The sequence below is a fragment of the Lutibacter sp. Hel_I_33_5 genome, from assembly GCF_007827455.1.
GTDB lineage: Bacteria > Bacteroidota > Bacteroidia > Flavobacteriales > Flavobacteriaceae > Polaribacter.
In genome coordinates this window covers 2,861,670-2,882,563 of record NZ_VISM01000001.1, presented here as the reverse complement: position 1 = coordinate 2,882,563, position 20,894 = coordinate 2,861,670, and the positions used below count along the sequence as shown (strand labels likewise).

At 32.3% G+C, this 20,894-nt stretch carries 5 protein-coding genes and 1 riboswitch; of the genes, 3 read left to right on the top strand and 2 right to left on the bottom strand.

What is annotated here, in order from left to right; translation table 11 throughout:
* Complete coding sequence (locus tag OD91_RS12660) at positions 1 to 1,278, bottom strand: O-acetylhomoserine aminocarboxypropyltransferase/cysteine synthase family protein (protein WP_144896744.1); 1,278 nt, start codon at positions 1,276 to 1,278, stop codon at positions 1 to 3.
* 124 nt (positions 1,279 to 1,402) lie between these two features.
* Positions 1,403 to 1,536: riboswitch (SAM riboswitch) on the bottom strand.
* 295 nt (positions 1,537 to 1,831) lie between these two features.
* On the opposite strand from OD91_RS12660, the gene OD91_RS12655 reads away from it, so the two are divergent.
* The 3 genes from OD91_RS12655 (at position 1,832) to OD91_RS12645 (ending at position 19,711) form a co-directional block, all read left to right on the top strand.
* Entirely contained in the window at positions 1,832 to 10,117 is an 8,286-nt protein-coding gene (locus OD91_RS12655; protein WP_144896743.1) for a LamG-like jellyroll fold domain-containing protein, read from the top strand.
* 295 nt (positions 10,118 to 10,412) lie between these two features.
* Positions 10,413 to 14,231: a proprotein convertase P-domain-containing protein gene (locus OD91_RS12650; RefSeq protein ID WP_144896742.1), complete on the top strand. Its 3,819-nt coding sequence runs from the start codon at positions 10,413 to 10,415 to the stop codon at positions 14,229 to 14,231.
* 455 nt (positions 14,232 to 14,686) lie between these two features.
* Positions 14,687 to 19,711, top strand: coding sequence for a hypothetical protein (locus tag OD91_RS12645; RefSeq protein ID WP_144896741.1), 5,025 nt, complete (start codon positions 14,687 to 14,689; stop codon positions 19,709 to 19,711).
* Between the two features lie 39 nt (positions 19,712 to 19,750).
* On the opposite strand, the gene OD91_RS12640 is transcribed toward OD91_RS12645, so the two are convergent.
* The gene (locus tag OD91_RS12640; RefSeq protein ID WP_144896740.1) at positions 19,751 to 20,884 is read right to left on the bottom strand and encodes a cysteine desulfurase family protein; all 1,134 of its coding nucleotides are present in this window, start codon (positions 20,882 to 20,884) and stop codon (positions 19,751 to 19,753) included.
* Between the last annotated feature and the right edge of the window lie 10 nt (positions 20,885 to 20,894).

The following is a 20,894-nucleotide window of genomic DNA, read 5'->3' as shown; positions in this document are numbered from 1 at the left end:
TTATTTTATTTCAGCAAATGCTGCTTTTAAATCCGTTTTTAAATCTTCTATATCTTCAATACCAACAGATAATCTTATTAAATCTTGAGAAACACCAGCGCTTGCTTGAGCCGCTTCATCTAATTGTTGATGTGTTGTACTTGCTGGGTGAATAATTAATGATTTTGTATCACCAATATTTGCTAACAAAGAGAATACCTTAGTATTGTCTGCAATATTTTTTGCTGCCTCAAATCCTTTTTTAGCACCAAATGTTACAATTCCGCTTTGTCCTTTTGGTAGATACTTTTTAGCTAAAGAATTATATTTACTACTTTCTAAACCTGGGTAATTTACCCAAGCAACTTCATCTTGTTGCTCTAACCATTTTGCTAATGCTAAAGCATTTTCTGAATGCTGTTTAATTCTAACTGGCAACGTTTCTAAACCTTGAATAATATTAAACGCGTTTGTTGGACTTAATGCGCCACCTAAATCACGTAAACCTTCTAAAATTAATTTAAAAGTAAATGCAGCAGCACCTAATGCTTCATGATATACTAATCCATGATATCCTTCAGAAGGCTCAGTAAATTCTGGGAATTTACCATTTGCCCAATTAAATGTTCCTCCATCTACAATTGCACCTCCAATAGAAGTTCCTTGTCCTCCAATATATTTTGTTAACGAATGAATTACAATATTTGCTCCATGTTTTAATGGATTTAATAAAGCAGGTGTAGCTACTGTATTATCAACAATAAAAGGAACTTCAGCTGCTTTAGAATGAACAGCAATTGCTTCTAAATCTAAGACATCTAATTTTGGATTTCCTAATGATTCTACAAAAAATGCTCTTGTATTATCTTGTACTGCTGATGCAAAATTTTCTGGATTAGAAGCATCTACAAACGTAGTTGTAATTCCGAATCTTTTTAGCGTTACATTTAATAAATTATACGTTCCTCCGTATAAACTACTTGACGCCACAATATGATCACCAGATTTTAATAACGTTAATAAACCTGTAGCAATTGCAGATGTTCCAGAAGCAAAAACTACAGCTCCAATTCCGCCTTCTACAGCAGCTAATCGCTCTTGTAAAATTTGATTTGTTGGATTATTTAAACGTGTGTAAATAAATCCTAATTCTTTTAAAGAGAATAAATTTGCAGCATGTTCTGAATTGTTAAAAACATACGATGTTGTTTGATAAATAGGAACTGCTCTAGTTCCTGCATTGGCAGTTACGTCATGTCCTGCGTGCAATGCGTTTGTTGCTAATTTTAATGTACTCATTTTTCTAGTTTTTTGAGTTAATAATTAATTAAACCAAAAGTCAAATGCATCAATTATTTTGATGAACCTTACTCGAAAAATGTTATTAAGAAAATTGAATGTTCTAGAAATAGAAAATTCATTTTTGTTATCTATCCAATCTCTTTTAATGAGATACTGAAACTAGTTCAGCACAGGGTAGAATTTAGCACCTTCTTTATTACTAAAGGGTTGCTAAGGTTTCAACGGGTCTAATCCCTCCACCTTTCTTGATAACATTTCAATAAGTTATTGAACTTTGTGAATGCAAATATATGCTTAGAAAAATTTAATATCCAAGTAAAAAAGAGTTTATTTTATTTTTTTATGTCTATTATAAAATTAGATGATAGAAATTTCATTATTAAAAATAAACGAAATTATTAACTAACTTTTTCATATCAACACTCAACAAACTAACCTACAACCACTTAACACATCGCAAATAAATTACTCTAAATTTGCATATATAGATATACAACTGTATTTTTGCTTGTTATTGTTCCCCAGTAATTTATGAATTATATAATTTTATATGAAATTATTAAGACTATTCCCAGTAGGTAACAATGCTATTTTCTTTTTTGTTTTAGCACTATTGTTATTAACAAACACGCAATCTTTTTCACAAACTATCCCAGGTACAGGTTCTTCCTCTGCTATTTGTGGGAATTGTAATCCAATTGATTGGCAGGAAGCAGATGATGGTATTGATGGTACTCCTGACATTTCTAATAGAGATATAGCTGGAGGAGAGGGATTTGTTGGTGCAGGTGCTTCATGGAATGTTCCTGGAGGTCAATTACCATTGCCTCCAACTGGAGATGTCCGTTTTATTACGTTAAGAGATATAGGGGGTGACGGTTTTGAAGAAAATGTTGAAACTAATATTACTGGTTTAATTCCTGGAAAGATTTATAAATTAAGAGTATTTTCAATGACTGCTAGAACAAATGCAAATGGTGGAAGTGGAAATAACGCATATTATGCCGGTACATATTTAAACTTTTTTGAATATCAGTTTGGTACTTATCAAAGGGTAACTATAACAAATGTTTCTCAAGATGTTTGGTCTCAAAATACATTTATTTTTGTTGCAGATGCAACAACAATGCGCTTTAGAGTCTTTCCAGGTGCAGACGCAACTTTTGAAGGAACACCTGAAGGAGTTAACTGGGAAGCACTTTTGTTTTCTGTCGACGACGTAAATGCAATAGAAGTACTTGATTCAGATGGCGATACAGTAGATGATAGTGTAGATATAGATGATGATAATGATGGTATTCCAGATACCGCAGAAAATTCAACTGGTACAGACCCAAGTGCAGATGCAGATAATGATGGAGTTCCTAATTATTTAGACTCAGATAATAATGGTAGTGGTGGAAATTTAGGAGATGTTAATAATGATGGAGTTCAAGATCATTTTGATTTTGATTTAGACGGAATTCCAAATCATTTAGATTTAGATGCCGATAATGATGGTATATTAGATAATGCTGAAGCGCAAAATACAGGATTCTACACAGCACCTGCTGGAAATGTTGGAGCAAATGGTTTATATGATGTATATGAAGATGTAAATGAAAGTGGGATTTCAAATTTACCACTTACCAATACAGATTCTAATGGAAATCCAGATTATATAGATATCGATTCAGATAATGATGGTATTCCAGACAACGTAGAAGCACAAACTACAACTGGTTATGTTGCTCCCTCTGGAGTTGTTGGCTCAAATGGAGTTTATAGTATTTATGAAAATAATGACACTTATAACCCAACAGCTTTAAATCCAACCAATACAGATTTAACAGATGAACCAGATTACAGAGATTCCGATTCTGATAATGATGGAACACCAGATTTAGAAGAAAACGGAATGGCTAACACTGCTTCTGGAACAGATACAGATGGTGATGGTTTAGACGATTCTTTTGAAGGTAGTGATACTACTGATTACGATTCTAATGATGAAATTGACACGCCAGCTTCCAGTATTTTACCAGATAGTGATACCGATGTAAATACTGTAGGAGATTTAGATTATAGAGATACGGTTAACGGATTAGATACTGATGGTGATGGAATTCCAGATTCTGTGGATATTGATGATGATAATGATGGAATATTAGATACTGATGAAGGTTGTGTTAATAATCCTAGTGGTCCACCTGGTAGTATAGGTGCAAATTTTGGAATTAACAGTGGTCTTCTTACTATAAATGATGGAATTATTTCAGATAATTTAGGTGTACATTTAAATGGCAATGGAGAATATTTTGTTTTAGATTTAGGAGGAATAATTCCTTCTGGTACTACAATCACATTTCATATTTGGAAAAATAATACAGGAGCAAAACAACTAAGAGTTGCCGAATTAACAAATGCAACTCAAGATTTAGGAAATGGCACAAACCCCTTTATTATCGATCAATCAGTAATAGCCACAAATGTAACAGCTATAAATTATGTATTAGATTCAAATACACAGTATATTCAAGTAGAAATGATTAATAGATCTGGTGGTAGATTTGAAGTTGCTGAAGCAGTGGTAGGTGCTTATTTTTCTTGTACTAGAGATACGGATGGAGATGGTATTGTAGATTCTTTAGATTTAGATTCTGATAATGATGGAATCATAGATAATAGAGAAGCACAAACTACTGCAGGTTATGTTGCTCCAACTGGAGCAGTAGGTGCAAATGGTTTATATGATATTTATGAAGATGTTAATGAAAGTGGAATATCAAACTTACCAATTCCTAATTCTGATACTGATGCATCAGGGACAATACCCGATTATTTAGATATCGATTCTGATAACGATGGTATACCAGATAATATAGAAGCACAATTAACATTAGGATATGTTGCACCTTCTGGTACTGTAGGCGTAAATGGATTAGATAATGCCTACGATTTTACAGACAATTATAATGCAGTTGGTCTTACACCAACAAATACAGATAACTTAGCAGACGAACCAGATTATAGAGATACAGATGCTGATGAAGATGGAACTCCTGATATTCAAGAAAACGGCATGGCAAATGCTGTAACAGGTACAGATTCTGATGGAGATGGGTTAGACGATGCTTTCGAAGGTGGAAATAGCGCAGCTAATGAACCTTGGGATGCAAATGATGATATTGATACACCTGCATCAAGTATTTTACCAGATGTTGATACTGATGTTAATTCAGGTGGAGATTTAGATTATAGAGATAATCTAGCTGGTATCGATACTGATGGTGATGGTATTGTAAACTCAATAGATATTGATGATGATAACGATGGTATTTTAGATACGGTAGAAGATGCTAGTAATTCTTGTATTGACGGTACTTCAGTTGGCACTGCTTTTACTTCATTAGGGCAGGCAAGATCTGTTTCAAGCGCCGGTGTTTACTTTTTTAATTTAAATGGCAATCAATTCTCTACATACGTAGATGCAAATGGTTTTGTGCAAATTGCAGTAGATTTTGGTAACGGCGCTGGTAATTTACCACAAGGAACAGCCTTAACAGATGCTGCACGTGGTATACTAAATCCAACAATTTTAGCAACGTTAACAGATGCGACAAGTGTAAGAGTATCTCATTCTGGTGGTTTAATTGATGCAACATCAACTGATGCTACCTATTTGTCTAGAATTACTTCAAATATTTCTTTACATAGAGGTAACCTTAATGATGGAAATGGTGATGACAACACTCTAAATAATAGTTGGTCTGGTACAGGAGCAACAGAATTAACAGTAAATGCAAATTGTTCATCCGGTTCAAATTTCCTTTTACATCAAAAAATAATACACCCTTGTGGTAATGTAAATGGTTTTACTTGGTTTCCGAATGCAGATCATCAACGAACACTGTGGAATAATGGTGAAATACCTGCAAATGAAAGTTTAAGCTTATGGGTACAAGCAGCAAATGTTTCATTGCCTAGTTGTAACGACTTTGATGGAGATGGTATTATAAACTCGTTAGATTTAGACTCAGATAACGATGGTATTTTAGATAATATAGAAGCACAAACAACTGCGGGTTATGTAGCGCCATCTGGTGGTGTGGGTAACAATGGTTTATATGCAAGTTATGAGGATAATGATACTCCAGGAGCTGTATCAAATTTACCTTTAACAAATACAGACGCTAATGGAAACCCAGATTATTTAGACATTGATTCTGATAACGATGGTATTCCAGATAATATAGAAGCACAAACAACACAAAGTTATGTAGTACCAACAGGAAATGTAGGTTCTAACGGTGTAGATAGTGCTTATGAAAATAATGATACGTTTACAGCAACAGGACTATCTCCCAATAATCATGACAATACAGATTTACCAGATTATAGAGATTTAGACTCCGATAATGATGGAACACCAGACATTGAAGAAAACGGAATGGCAAATACTGCTAGCGGAACTGATACTGATGGAGATGGTTTAGATGATAGCTTTGAAGGTGGAAACACTAATGATTATGATGTAAATGATGAAATAAACAATCCTTTATCAAGCATTTTACCAGATGTGGATGGAGATGCTAATGCAGCTGGTGATTTAGATTATAGAGATACTACATCTGATATTGATACAGATGGAGATGGAATTCCTGACAGTGTAGATATTGATGATGATAATGATGGAATACCAGATTCAATTGAGAACAGTAACTGTTTACCTTCTGTACCAAATTATGAAGCACATTATAGTTTTGATTCTACAACAGATGATTCTACTACAAATCATAATTTAGTAAATAATCCAGGCGCACTTAGTTATTCTACAAATGCGGTTAGAGGGTCACATTCTGTATCATTTAATGGAAGCTATTTATTACATTATAGTACAAATGCAGATTTTTTAGAGAAAACTATTCAGAACTTCACGCATTCATTCTGGGTAAATCCAAGTTCAGTTACTGGAACACAATTTTTACTAGATGAAGGTGGTAATGGTAATGGTGTTGCGATAAGATTAAATGGAAATGTTTTAGAAGCTGCAGTTAGAGAAAATAATGTACAACAAAATCTAGACACATCTTCTCTTACTACTTTAAATGTGGGAACTTGGTATAATATAACATTAACATATGCAAACGGTAATGTTACATTATATTTAGATGGGGTAGCTACACCAACATTATCAACAGGTTATGGCACTTTAGCCCAACACACTGATAATAGTGGTTTTGGTGGCGCCAATGCTTCTAATGCATTTGGATCAGCTGGTAGTAATTTTTTCACTGGATTAATGGATGAATTTGCATACTACGAAACTGCATTAACGACCACTCAAGTAAATTTAATATTGGGTTGTGATACAGATGGTGATGGTATTATTAACTCTTTAGATATTGATGCAGACGGTGATGGTATTCCAGATAATATAGAAGCACAAACAAGTGCTGGATATGTTGCACCATCTGGTAGTGTTGGAGCAAACGGTTTATATGATATTTATGAAGATGTGAACGATAGTGGTACAACCAATCTTCCAATAACAAACACAGATAATACAGATACTCCAGATTATTTAGACTTAGACTCAGATAATGATGGAACACCAGATATAGAAGAAAACGGAATGGCGAATACTGCCTCAGGTACAGATTCTGACGGTGATGGTTTAGATGATGCTTTTGAAGGAATTAACTCAACAGCAGGAGAAAATTGGGATTCTAATGATGATATAAACAATCCGTTAGCAAGTATATTACCAGATACGGATGGAGATTCGGGTTCTGGACAAGATTTAGACTATAGAGATGATTCAGACGATTCTGTAGATCCTGCAGTAATGGGTAATACCTTATGGTTACGTGCAGATATTGGTGTAACAGGAGGTGCTACAGTAACAGACTGGGAGGATCAAACTACATCAAATGCAGATTTTACTGGTGCTGGTACACCAGATAATACCGTAACAGCAAACAATTTAAACTTTAACCCCGTTGTAACTTTTAATAACGGTGCAGATTTTCTTACTTATACTGGTAATTTAAATCCAGGTTCTATGTATATAGTATATAATGATACATCAACTGCTGGATTTACTACCGCGTTTACTAATAACGATGGAGATGGGATTGGTCATGGTTTTACAGATGATTCACAACTATATGATGCAACCTTCACTCCTGCTGAAGTAAGAGACGGAACAGAATATGTTAATGGTTTTGCAATAGATTTTACAACAAGAGCTAGACCAGATAATTACGAATTACATTCAAGAATATTTGATTCTAATCCATCAAATGCTGGTCATACATATTATGTTGGTAGAGATAGAACAAATAACACAAGAGGAATTACAGGTAGTGTTGCAGAAGTAATGCTATTTAGCACCCAACATACTGACGTAGAAAGGCAACAAGTAGAAAGTTATTTAGCAATTAAATATGGATTTACGCTAGATGAAACTAATACAAGTGCAAATATTACTGAAGGAGATTATATTTTATATGACAACACAACGACAACAACTATTTGGGATCGAGATGCTAATAGCACCTATCATAATGATGTCGCTGGAATTGGAAGGTATGATGCTTTAGCGTTAATGCAAAAGCAATCTTCCTCTGTTAATAGCGATGGCATTATAACTATAGGTCATGTTAGTATTGCAGATTCAAACCCTGCAAACAATAATAATATTAGCAGCAACAACTCATTCTTAGTATGGGGTAATAATAATTCTAGTTTAACCAACACAACTACAACAGAAATAGTTTGTGCACCTGAAAAACAATTAGATAGAGTATGGAAAGTAGTAGAAACTGGAAATATTGGTTTGGTAGAAGTAGCTGTCCCCGTAACAAACATCGACTCTCAACTTAACACTCCTAGCACTTTAAAGGTATTAAAGGTTGCAGACGATTCAAACTTTACAACAAACTTAGAGTATTATCAAATTAACACAACTAAAGATATAACTCAAGGAGGTAATACTGTTAGTAATTATGTTGCTAATGTAGATTTTAACGGTACTAAATATTTTACGTATTCTGAAATAAATGGAATTTTCTGGAATGGAGACACTAATGCTTGGACAGGTGGTGCTGGAAATGCAAATGGCCCTAGTGATGAAACTTCAGATGTAGATAAAGTGCTAATTATTGATGCAGAAGCAACATTAACGCATGCAAGTTTAACTGAAAATGCAGTAGTAGAATGTGTTTGGGTAAAAGCAAATTCTAAACTTACTATTGCAAATGATAATTATTTATGGTTTGATGAAGATTTCATATTAGATGGAGAAATTAGATTAATTGGAGATGCGCAAATTATTCAAAGGCATACTGGTAATAATAATGTACAAGGGGATGGTAAAATATATAGAGATCAAGCCTCTAACCTACCTAACACCTATAGATATAATTATTGGTCATCACCTGTTGTAGCAGCTAGAGGTGCAACATCATTTACCGTTGCAAGTGTTATGAAAGATGGCTCAACACCAACATCTCTAAACTCTTCACCAAAAGACATTAATTTCATACCATATACTAATCTAGCATCTTTAAATGGAGCACAAACGGATCCAATTACGATTGCAAGCTACTGGATATTCTCTTATTTTAACGGAGTAACAAGAGATGACTGGGCTCAAAAAGGTCATACTAATCCAGTAAATATTGGAGAGGGATATATTATGAAAAGTACAGGTAGAAATCCACAAAACTTTACTTTTGTAGGCTCTCCTAATGATGGAGATATCAATAAAGTGATTTCTCCTGGAACAGCTTCTTTATTAGGAAATCCATATCCAAGTAATATAAATACGACAACATTTATAGCAGACAATACAAATGTAATTGATGGTACTTTATATTTCTGGGAACACAAAGGAGAAAGTACAACAACTGACCCACAAGCAGAAGGTCATGGTAAATTTGGTTATGAAGGAGGATATTCGCAAAGAAATCAAGCTATGGGAGTTGCAGCAAATTCAGTTATTGACGGAACTGCTGGCTTAGGAAATCATTCTTATACAGAACCAGATCAATTTATTGCAGTTGGACAAGGGTTCTTTGTTTCAGCTAATTTAGGTGGTACTATAAGGTTTAGAAATTCTCAAAGAGACTTTGGTTCAAATAATATTTTCTTTAGAACTAATAACGAAATTAAAACATTAAAACTTGGTTTTGATTACACTAATGAAAATAATTTTGTTGTACACAGACAATTAGGATTAAACTTTAAAGAAGGAAATACATTTGCCTATGAAAGTGGTTTTGATAGTGCAATATTTGACTTACAAGCTAATGATTTATTCTGGAAATTTCCTGAAGCAGAATCAAATTTAGTGATTGCTGGAATTGGGAAAATAACTCAAGACATGAGAATTCCTCTCGGACTTAATGTTATCACAGAAGATCCTATGCATGTGATGATAGATGAAAAAGAAAACATGGATGGTTATGACATTTATTTGGTTGATTTAGTTACGGGACAAATTTTTGATTTAACGAGACCTGTTTCATTAACATTACCAAAAGGAACTTATACTGAAAGATTTATTATAACTTTTGGAGGTGCAGCATTAGGCACTGGAGATCTAGAGTTAAGCAAAAATATTAATATCTATTCAGATAATAGTGCCAACGAATTAGTCATTAAAAATAACAGTAATAATCTTATTAATAACGTTGAGATATTTAATCTTTTGGGAAGAAAAGTTTCTAGTTGGAAAAATATTAAAGGCACGTATAATAAATTAAATACAGACTTTATTTCATCTTCAATTTATATTGTTAACATAACAACAGATAAAGGTAAAATTTCAAAAAAATTAATTATCAATTAATTAAATTTTTAAATAAAAAACTTAAAGAGAGCTACTTAAAAATAGCTCTCTTTTTTTTTAGTAAACATAAAACTTACATGAAAAAAAACCATTATCTAACTTTTACTTCCGTTTATCTAATAAAAAGCTTACTTCATCTATTAAATAAAAACTAATGAGTTAATACTACTATTTTTGTGTAAAATATAAGATTCGTAAAATATTAAATTTCGCAGTATATTTGTGACCTTTAAAAATTTTAGGGGTCATAATATATAGACGTGCTTTATGCACCCCCTTTTTTTAAATATACAAAATGATAAAAAAGAATTTTAGAGTTGATGCATTTGTGGGAATGCTATTCTCAAAAAAAACAATTACAAAAGCAATTTTTCTATTTGTAATTTTAACATCTCTTAATTTAACTGCACAAACTTGTAGTGATTATACCGTAAATCCAAATACAACAATTACAACAGCAGCTAATGTAACGTATAACACAACCATAAACGTACCAGACAGTTTTACGATTTCTGATGTAAATGTTTCTGTAAACATTACACATACTTGGAATAGTGATTTAGAAATATTTCTTATATCACCTACAGGTACTAGAGTAGAACTATCTACAGCAAATGGAGGAAGCGGCGAGAATTACAATGCTACATTTGATGACGCTTCTACGAACAACTTACCAACAAATAATTCAACAATCAACGGGACTTTTAATCCTGAAGGGAATCTTAGTGATTTTAATTCAGAAAATTCAAGTGGAAATTGGACTTTAGAAGTAACAGATGCAATTGAATTTGATGGTGGTACAATTAACACAGTAACACTTAATTTATGTTATGAAATTGATACTGATAATGATGGTGTTCCTGACTCAGTTGACATTGATGATGATAATGATGGTATTTTAGATAAAGACGAATGTAAAGGTACCACACCAGATATTTCGGATTTTAATAATTACACAAATTCTAATACAAGTGGCTGGCAATTAATTAATTCAACCCAGGTTTTTAATCAAGAAGATAATATTAATAATGATACTTTTTCTTCACCAACCATCAATTTTTCTAACATTGGTTTAGAAACTTTAGAGCTCACTTTTGATATCAGAACAAATGGTATAAATGATTTTATTAATTCATCACAAATAGCAACTTTAGAGTTTGTTATAAATGGAGTTATATATGCAACATTTTCAAACCTATCAGCGAATACAACTGCTACCGCTGTAGCCTCAAATGGTGCAACTGTAAGCCCTGCTACTTTTTCAGTTACTACAACTACAGGCGCTTTCACCTCTATTACGTTATCTATACCAAATCCAAAAATAAATAACACAATAGATTGGGTATTTACTGCAAATGGAGATGATTTTTATATTAAAAATCTAGATTGGTCTGGTGCATCTGCAACTGCTTTATGTACAGATACAGATAATGATGGAATTATAGATAAGTTAGATTTAGATTCAGATAATGATGGCTGTCCAGATGCAATAGAAGCATCTGTACATTCTACATTACAAAGTAGTGGTATAAAAACAGATGGTATAACAGACAACACAGAAAATGCAGTTATAAACACTAGTTTAGACGCAGTTGGTGACAATGGTTTTGCAGCTAGTTTAGAAAGTAACGATACTAGTTCTGCAACAGCAAACGATGCTTTTATTGCTACTAATTATGCAACATATGCATTAGATAATACAAAAAGTGGTTGTGGTATAGCAATGATAACACAAGTAGTACAAACTACAAGTCCTGGCGCAAATAGATATATAGAAATTACGAATATTCATTCAACTGCGGTTGTTCCTGCAAATTCTCTTGTGCTATCATTATTTCAAAACAAAACAGGAGATCAAACGGGTGTTTCTCCAACATATACAGCGACAAACAATACAGTTCTAAATCCTGGTGAATCTTTATTATTTAAAAGAGGATCCTCTAGCCTTATTACAAATGTTAATGCACCATCAATAGTAGATACTAACATAACAAGACTTTGGGATGGAAATGATATTTTAACACTCTCTACAGCTAAAAACAACTTAACTTGGGAAAGTAAAACAGATGTAATTAATAGCATAACCAACAATACAGGCTATGTAAGAATAGATAGTGTTATAGAACCTAATGCAACGTATACAGCTTCTGAATGGGTAGCTTTTGTTGATGATAATTTAGACCCTTATAGAGATTTAGCCAATGGTGGTCCAGAAAGACATCCTCATGATCCTTTATATTCAGAAATTGCAACCTCAAACACAGAAGCAAATACTCTTTTAGGTTTACACAGAACAAAACTTACAGCAAGAACAAATGGAGCTTGGAATAACGGTTTTCCAGATAGAAGTAGAAATGTACATATAAATCAACATTACAATCATACTGGAGTTAGATTAAGTGCTAGAGAGTTGTTAGTTCAAAATAATAAAAATTTAACAATAGATAATAATCTTTTAGTAGTTACTAATGACATTGAACTTAGGTTTACTAATGATCAAATACGATTAGTTGGAAATTCTCAATTAATCCAAACGCATACAGATGCTACAAAAATTACTGGTGATGGAAAATTGTATATAGATCAAAATTCTGAAGTACCAAGTAAATACAGATATAACTATTTAAGTTCTCCTGTTAACACAGTTGGTAGTAGTACTTTTTCTATTGAAGATGTATTAAAAGACGGAACTAATCCTACTTCTTTTTCTGGTACTCCTGGAAATAATATGGCACAAGACATCACTTTTGTAGGTGGATATGATGGTAACACCTCCTCTCCTATTGCAATTGCTGATTATTGGATTTATACCTATGCAAGTGGTGATGGTGGAAGATCTAACTGGTCTAGAAAAGGAAAAGCTGGAGATATACCCCAAACAGATGGTTTTACATTTAAAGGGCCTGGACAAGCACAGAATTATACATTCTCTGGTACGCCTAAAGATGGTAACCTTCCAACGGCTATTGGTGCAAACGAATCATACTTAGTGGGGAATCCTTATGCTTCTGCAATGAGTGCTAAAAAGTTTATTGAAGATAATATAGATGCTATAGATGGTACCTTATATTTCTGGCAACATGCTGGTGAAGAAGATACTTCTACTGATACAAGCGGTCATAATTTTGCTGGTTATGTAGGTGGATATTCTACAAGAAATATTTCTATGGGATTATCTGCAGATCAGGTAACTTCTAATGATAATAGTGATGACTCTACACCTTCTTTAGGGAGTGGTAGTTATACAGCTCCTAAGCCTTATATTGCTGTAGGGCAAGGTTTCTTTATTAGTGGAGATACTGATGGCGGTGCAATTACTTTTAACAATAGTCAAAGAGAATATAAGACAGAAGGAACAGAATCTGTTTTCTTTAGAACTGCAAGTGCAGCTAAAAAAGTAACCAAAGTTAGAAAGAACACTTTACCAATTATAAAGCTTGGATTAGATTATAAAGATCAAAATGATGCTGGTTTACACAGACAGATTGGTATTTCTTTCAATAAGAATAACACCTTTGCTTCAGACAAGGGATACGACTCTAAAGTATATGTAGAAAGTAATACAGATTTCTATTGGAAATTTGATGAAGATGAAAACAAGTATGCTATTGCTGGTGTGCAAGCTATTACTCCAGAATTAGAAGTTCCTTTAGAGCTTGTTGTAGAAAATGCTGGTGAGTTAACTATTAAGATTGATGAATGGCAATACATTAATAGAAACGTATTCTTAAAAGATATAGAAAACGACACTATATATAAACTTAATGATTCTAAAGCAACTTTAAATTTAGCTTCTGGAACCTATACTGATCGATTTGCTCTTGCTTTTGATAGTGAAAATGAAGATGAAGCTACAAAAGAAACTAAAAACCCTTTAAAGGTATTCTATAACAAGAAGAACAACAGAATTGTAGTTGTTAAAAAAGATAAAATTAAAGTTAAACAAGTTTCATTGTTTAGAATTAATAGTAGAAAAGTACAAAATTGGAATATTAAAAAGCAACGTAATAAGTTTAAACTTAAACTAAGAAAAAAGTTTAGCAAAGGATTATATGTTGTAAAAATTAAAACCAATAAAGGAATTATAAATAAGAAAATTGTTATAAAAAATTAACACCTTTGTCTGGGTATATTATTAAAAAAGAGCTTCTGTAAATAGAAGCTCTTTTAGTTTTACAACAACTCTATCTAACTCTTATTAAGCACAATACTCACGAAAATTAATCAATTTTATTTTTATAAATTATTAAGGTTGCCTAATAAAAAGGGTATTTCACCTTTCTATAAATGTCATTTATCTAAAAAAAAAGATACTATCCATAAAAAGATGTATTATTGTTGTAAGAAATTTAATACATATGCTACTAAAATTTAAAGAAGCATATATTAAATATTTATTTGCTACATACCCCAAATATTAATTCAGTCGAATTAAGCAAAAATCTAAATTTATTTACTGAAGTTAGGAGTAAAAAATTAACACTCTTAACATGGATTAATTAAGCAATCTTTATAAAAAGAAAATACTTAATTAGTATTTATTTAGAACATTTTTAATTGCAAATAAATATGAAAGACACACTACATAATAAAAAACAAGTATCAGTAATAAACAAGCTTATTGTATTACTTAGCTTTTGTTTAATAATATTTACTTCACAAAATATATACGCAAATAGCATAACTCAAAACTCAACTCCCTGTAACGGTATAATTGGCGGCATGGCTGACAATGATGATTTTGATGGAGATGGCATTTGTAATGATATTGATTTAGATGACGATAATGACGGAATCTTAGACACTACAGAATCTATAAATTGTACTGCAAGTATAGATTTATCAACGTTTACTTTTCATGGAGAAACTTCAATAATATCAAATGTGTCAGGAACAGATTTTAATGTCGCTGTTGGAAATTCAAATGGCTGGAGATCTGCATATTCAGATCAAGAACTAGAATTACCAATACATTTAGAGTTTACAACACCTACAACAGCAGGAAGAGTTATGTTAGGATTAATCTCAGTAAATGACACTGAGAGAAGTACTAGTTGGAATGATAATGCTGAAAAGTTTTTCTTTTGGGCAGGTAATAGATTCTATGGTTATTTTAATGCGACTTGGAACCCAGGAGCTACAGCATATAGCACAAACGATAAATTTGAATTAGATATTGATGAAAATGGATTTGTTACCGTAAAAAGAAACGGAACTGAAATAAGAAGTTATCAAGGACAAGCATCAAATTATAAAATAGCCGTAACATCACAATCAATTGGAAAAGAGTTCCAAAACTTTATTATTTCTGATGCTAATACAGAAAGAGTCTGTTCAGATATTGATACAGATAATGATAACAAACCAGATAGATTTGACTTAGATTCTGATGGCGATGGTTGTTCAGATGCTGTAGAATCTGGTGCAACTGGAAATCTAACATTTAATTATCAATTTCCAGATGTAGATTCTAATGATGATGGATTAGTAGACCTAGTAGACAATGGAACAAATAATGGAACAGCTAACGATGGAATACCTGATTATATTGCTTCTAACCAGTTTGTAATCGACAGTACAACAAATATTTGTACAGATACAGATAATGATGGAATTTTAGATCATATAGATATAGATGATGATAATGATGGAATATTAGATTCAACAGAATCAATAAATTGTAGTCAATCAGAAAACTTAAGCGAAGCTTCATTTCACGGAACAACTTCTATCATTTCTAGTTTTGATGGATCAACTTTAGATTTAACAAGCAATAATACTTGGAAGTCGGCATATTCAGATCAAGAATTCTCTTTACCTATTCATTTAGAATTTACAGTTCCCACAGTTACAAATTATGCAATGATTGGCTTAATAGCTACAAACAGAACAGAAGTACCTAATGGATACTTAGATTTAGGAGAAAAAATATATTTAGCTGCTGGTAGTCATTGGTCATTACATAACAATGCGCAGACTGGTCATAACGCATATACAGCTGGTGATAAATTTGAAATGGATATTGATGTAACTGGTTTTGTAACATTAAAAAGAAATGGAACTCAATACAGATCTTTTCAAGGGCAAAATAGCGATTATAAAATTGTTTTCTCATCTGGTATATTTGACAAAACATTTGAAAACTTTAAAATATCTGAGAAAAATTCAGCCTATACCTGTACAGATAAAGATACAGATGGCGATGGTATAGTAGATAGATTAGACCTAGATTCTGATGGTGATGGTTGTTCTGATGCAGCAGAAGTAGGTGCAACAGGAGATTTAACAACGAACTTTCAATTTTCTGGTACTGATACAAATAATGATGGATTAGTTGATTTAGTTGATAATGGTGCAAATAACGGAACAGCCAATGATGGAACTCCGGATTATAATGAAACTTATCAAATTGCAATCGACAGTGCAATAAATGCTTGTATAGATTCAGACAATGACGGGGTTTTAGATCATATAGATATTGATGATGATAATGATGGAATTTTAGACACAGAAGAAGATTATGGAGAAACTGTAGTTTCTTTAAGAAATAAACCAATTACTGTTGTATTAGATGGAGGTTGGTTTCTTTCAGAAAAAACTCAGACTGTTACCATTCCTGCAGATTTTAATAGTGGTGATGAAATTTGGGTACTTGCATATGACCATGTTTACACAAAAGCGATAAAAATTAAAATAGAAGATACCATGTCTGGTATTTTATTTACACAAACAGATGCTAAATATGTTTTTGGGAATTTACCAAATTTTGATTTTAATTCTGGTGGAACAAATGCTGCAATAGCAACGAGTGCCACAGCAGCTGGGTATGGTATTGCAAGTATTACCTATGAAGGTGAAGTTATTGTTTCAAATTATTTTGGCGCAACTGGACAAACTTGGGCATCAAATACAGTTTCAAATAATGATATTGATGGTGACGGTATCATAAATTCTTTAGATTTAGATTCTGATGGAGATGGATGTTCAGACGCTGCAGAAGCAGGTGTACCAACAACTTTAATAGCTAGTGGAACGAATCCAGATGACGGAATTGCAAATAATACAGACAATGCAGTAATAGATATAAATATAGATCCAGTTGGTGCAAATGGATATGCAAATAGCTTGGAAGATAATGATACTTCAACAGCAGCATCAAATTTCACAAATAGTTATGCAAATGCATTAGACAGTGACCTAAGTGCCTGTGGTGTTCCAATGATTACACAAATCTATCAAACAGCTACAGAAAGATGGATAGAAATCACAAACACACACCAAAGTGGTATCATATCAAAATCAAGTTTTTACCTTTCATTATTCAAAGATTCAACTGGAGATAATTCTAATGTGTCACCTACTGCTTCTTTTACAAATTCAGAAATAATAAATGCAGGAGAATCTATCTTAATTAAATCGAACTCTTCAGGTATTTCTAATATAAAAGGAAGTGCGGTTACAGACAATAATGTTACAGATTTTTCTGATACAAATGATGTCATTGTTATTTCAAAAACCAACGATAACAGTTCTTGGAGTAATAGAATTGATGAAGTACATACCATAGAAAATAATACGTCTTATGTGAGAATTGACGATGTTACAGAACCTAATACAACATTTACAGCATCAGAATGGGTAGCTTTTGTTGATGATAATTTAGATCCGTATAGAGATTTAGCAAATGGAGGTCCACAAAGACATCCCCATGATCCTTTACTTTCTGAAATAGTGAATTCTAATAGTGAAGCTAATACATTATTAGGTTTACATAGAATAAATTTAACCACTAGAGAAAATACTGATTGGTCTAATGGGTATCCAGATAGATCAAGACATGTAGTTATTAATCAAGATCATAATCATACAGATAAATTAAGTGCAAGAAAGTTGGTTGTTACTAATAATAACAATTTAACAGTAACAAATAATTTATTGGTAGTTACAAATGATATCACATTAACTAATACTAACGATGAAATACGATTAGTTGGAAATTCTCAATTAATCCAAACGCATACAGATGCTACAAAAATTACTGGTGATGGAAAATTGTATATAGATCAAAATTCTGAAGTACCAAGTAAATACAGATATAACTATTTAAGTTCTCCTGTTAACACAGTTGGTAGTAGTACTTTTTCTATTGAAGATGTATTAAAAGATGGAACTAATCCTACTTCTTTTTCTGGTACTCCTGGAAATAATATGGCACAAGACATCACCTTTGTAGGTGGATATGATGGTAACACCTCCTCTCCTATTGCAATTGCAGATTATTGGATTTATACCTATGCAAGTGGTGATGGTGGAAGATCTAACTGGTCTAGAAAAGGAAAAGCTGGAGATATACCACAAACAGATGGTTTTACATTTAAAGGGCCTGGACAAGCACAGAATTACACATTCTCGGGTACGCCTAAAGATGGTAACCTTCCAACGGCTATTGGTGCAAACGAATCATATTTAGTTGGGAATCCTTATGCATCTGCATTGAGCGCTAAGAAATTTATTGAAGATAATATAGATGCTATAGATGGTACGTTGTATTTCTGGCAACATGCTGGTGAAGAAGATACTTCTACCGATACAAGCGGTCATAATTATGCTGGTTATGTAGGTGGATATTCTACTAGAAATATTTCTATGGGATTATCTGCAGATCAGGTAACTTCTAATGATAATAGTGATGACTCTACACCTTCTTTAGGGAGTGGTAGTTATACAGCTCCTAAGCCTTATATTGCTGTAGGGCAAGGTTTCTTTATTAGTGGAGATACTGATGGTGGTGCAATTACTTTTAACAATAGTCAAAGAGAATATAAGACAGAAGGAACAGAATCAGTTTTCTTTAGAACTGCAAGCGCAGCTAAAAAAGTAACTAAAACTAGTAAGAACACTTTACCAATTATAAAGCTTGGATTAGATTATAAAGATCAAAATGATGCTGGTTTACATAGACAGATTGGTATTTCTTTCAATAAGAATAACACCTTTGCTTCAGACAAGGGATACGACTCTAAAGTATATGTAGAAAGTAATACAGATTTCTATTGGAAATTTGATGAAGATGAAAACAAGTATGCTATTGCTGGTGTGCAAGCTATTACTCCAGAATTAGAAGTTCCTTTAGAGCTTGTTGTAGAAAATGCTGGTGAGTTAACTATTAAGATTGATGAATGGCAATACATTAATAGAAACGTATTCTTAAAAGATATAGAAAACGACACTATATATAAACTTAATGATTCTAAAGCAACTTTAAATTTAGCTTCTGGAACCTATACTGATCGATTTGCTCTTGCTTTTGATGGTGAAAATGAAGATGAAGCTACAAAAGAAACTAAAAACCCTTTAAAGGTATTCTATAACAAGAAGAACAACAGAATTGTAGTTGTTAAAAAAGATAAAATTAAAGTTAAACAAGTTTCATTGTTTAGAATTAATAGTAGAAAAGTACAAAATTGGAATATTAAAAAGCAACGTAATAAGTTTAAACTTAAACTAAGAAAAAAGTTTAGCAAAGGATTATATGTTGTAAAAATTAAAACCAATAAAGGAATTATAAATAAGAAAATTGTTATAAAAAATTAACACATTTGTCTGAGTTAATTATTTAAAAAGAGCTTCTATTTATAGAAGCTCTTTTAGTTTTACAACAACTCTATCTAACTCTTCTTTTGTTGTTTGTTTACTAAAAGAAAAACGAACTGAAGTTTTTAAAGCATCATCCTCGTTTAAAAAAGCATGTAACACATGAGATCCTTTATTGCTTCCACTTTGGCAAGCACTTCCGCCAGAAACAGCTATACCAGCTAAATCTAAAGAAAAAAGCAACATATTATTTTCAACGGGAAAACGAACACTTAAAATCTTATATGAACTATTTTCTAAGTCATCAGAATCACCATTAAATGAAATATTTGAAAAATTTGATTTTAGTTCAGTAATAAAGTAACTTTTTAAGGCTTTAATCTTCGTGCTATTATTCTCGATATTTTTTAACGATATTTCTAATGCTTTCTCCATTCCTATGATAGAATGCACATTTTCGGTACTAGAACGAACACCTTTTTCTTGTTCACCTCCATGAATCATTGGCTGAATTCCAAAACCCTTTTTAAAATACGCAAAACCTACTCCTTTTGGTCCGTGAAATTTATGAGCACTCGCCACCATAAAATCAATTGGAGTTTTTTGTAAATCTATTTGATATTGACCAACAGCCTGAACTGTATCCGAATGAAATAAAGCGTTGTGATCATCACAAAGTTTACAAACTTTATCAATAGGCAAAATGCTACCTATTTCATTATTCACAAGCATTAAACTCACTAAAGTCTTCTCAGCAGTATCCTTTAAGAGTTGTTCTAAATGCTCTAAATTAATGCTACCTTTATCGTTTACATCAACATATTTTACATTAATATTTTGCTGTTTTTCTAAATATTCTAAGGTATGTAAAACAGCGTGATGCTCTACTTTTGAAGTAATTACAGTTTTTACACCTAAGTTTTCTACTGCATTAAATAAAATTAAATTATCAGCTTCTGTTCCGCTAGAAGTAAAAATAATTTCAGCAGCTGAGGCATTAAAATGCTTAGCAATATTTTTTCTTGCCGTTTCTATAGATGCTTTCGCTTTTCTACCAAACTGATGCGTAGAAGAAGGATTTCCATTAATATCAATCATAGATTGATGCATAACTTCAATCACTTCTTTATCTAAAAAAGTAGTGGCAGCGTTATCTAAATATATAGCATTCATAGCGCAAAAG

What these genes read in the sequence shown, in the direction of transcription:
- OD91_RS12660 (WP_144896744.1), bottom strand. Translation starts at nt 1,278, where the DNA reads ATGAGTACATTAAAATTAGCAACAAACGCATTGCACGCAGGACATGAC.
- OD91_RS12655 (WP_144896743.1), top strand. Translation starts at nt 1,832, where the DNA reads ATGAAATTATTAAGACTATTCCCAGTAGGTAACAATGCTATTTTCTTT.
- OD91_RS12650 (WP_144896742.1), top strand. Translation starts at nt 10,413, where the DNA reads ATGATAAAAAAGAATTTTAGAGTTGATGCATTTGTGGGAATGCTATTC.
- OD91_RS12645 (WP_144896741.1), top strand. Translation starts at nt 14,687, where the DNA reads ATGAAAGACACACTACATAATAAAAAACAAGTATCAGTAATAAACAAG.
- OD91_RS12640 (WP_144896740.1), bottom strand. Translation starts at nt 20,884, where the DNA reads ATGAATGCTATATATTTAGATAACGCTGCCACTACTTTTTTAGATAAA.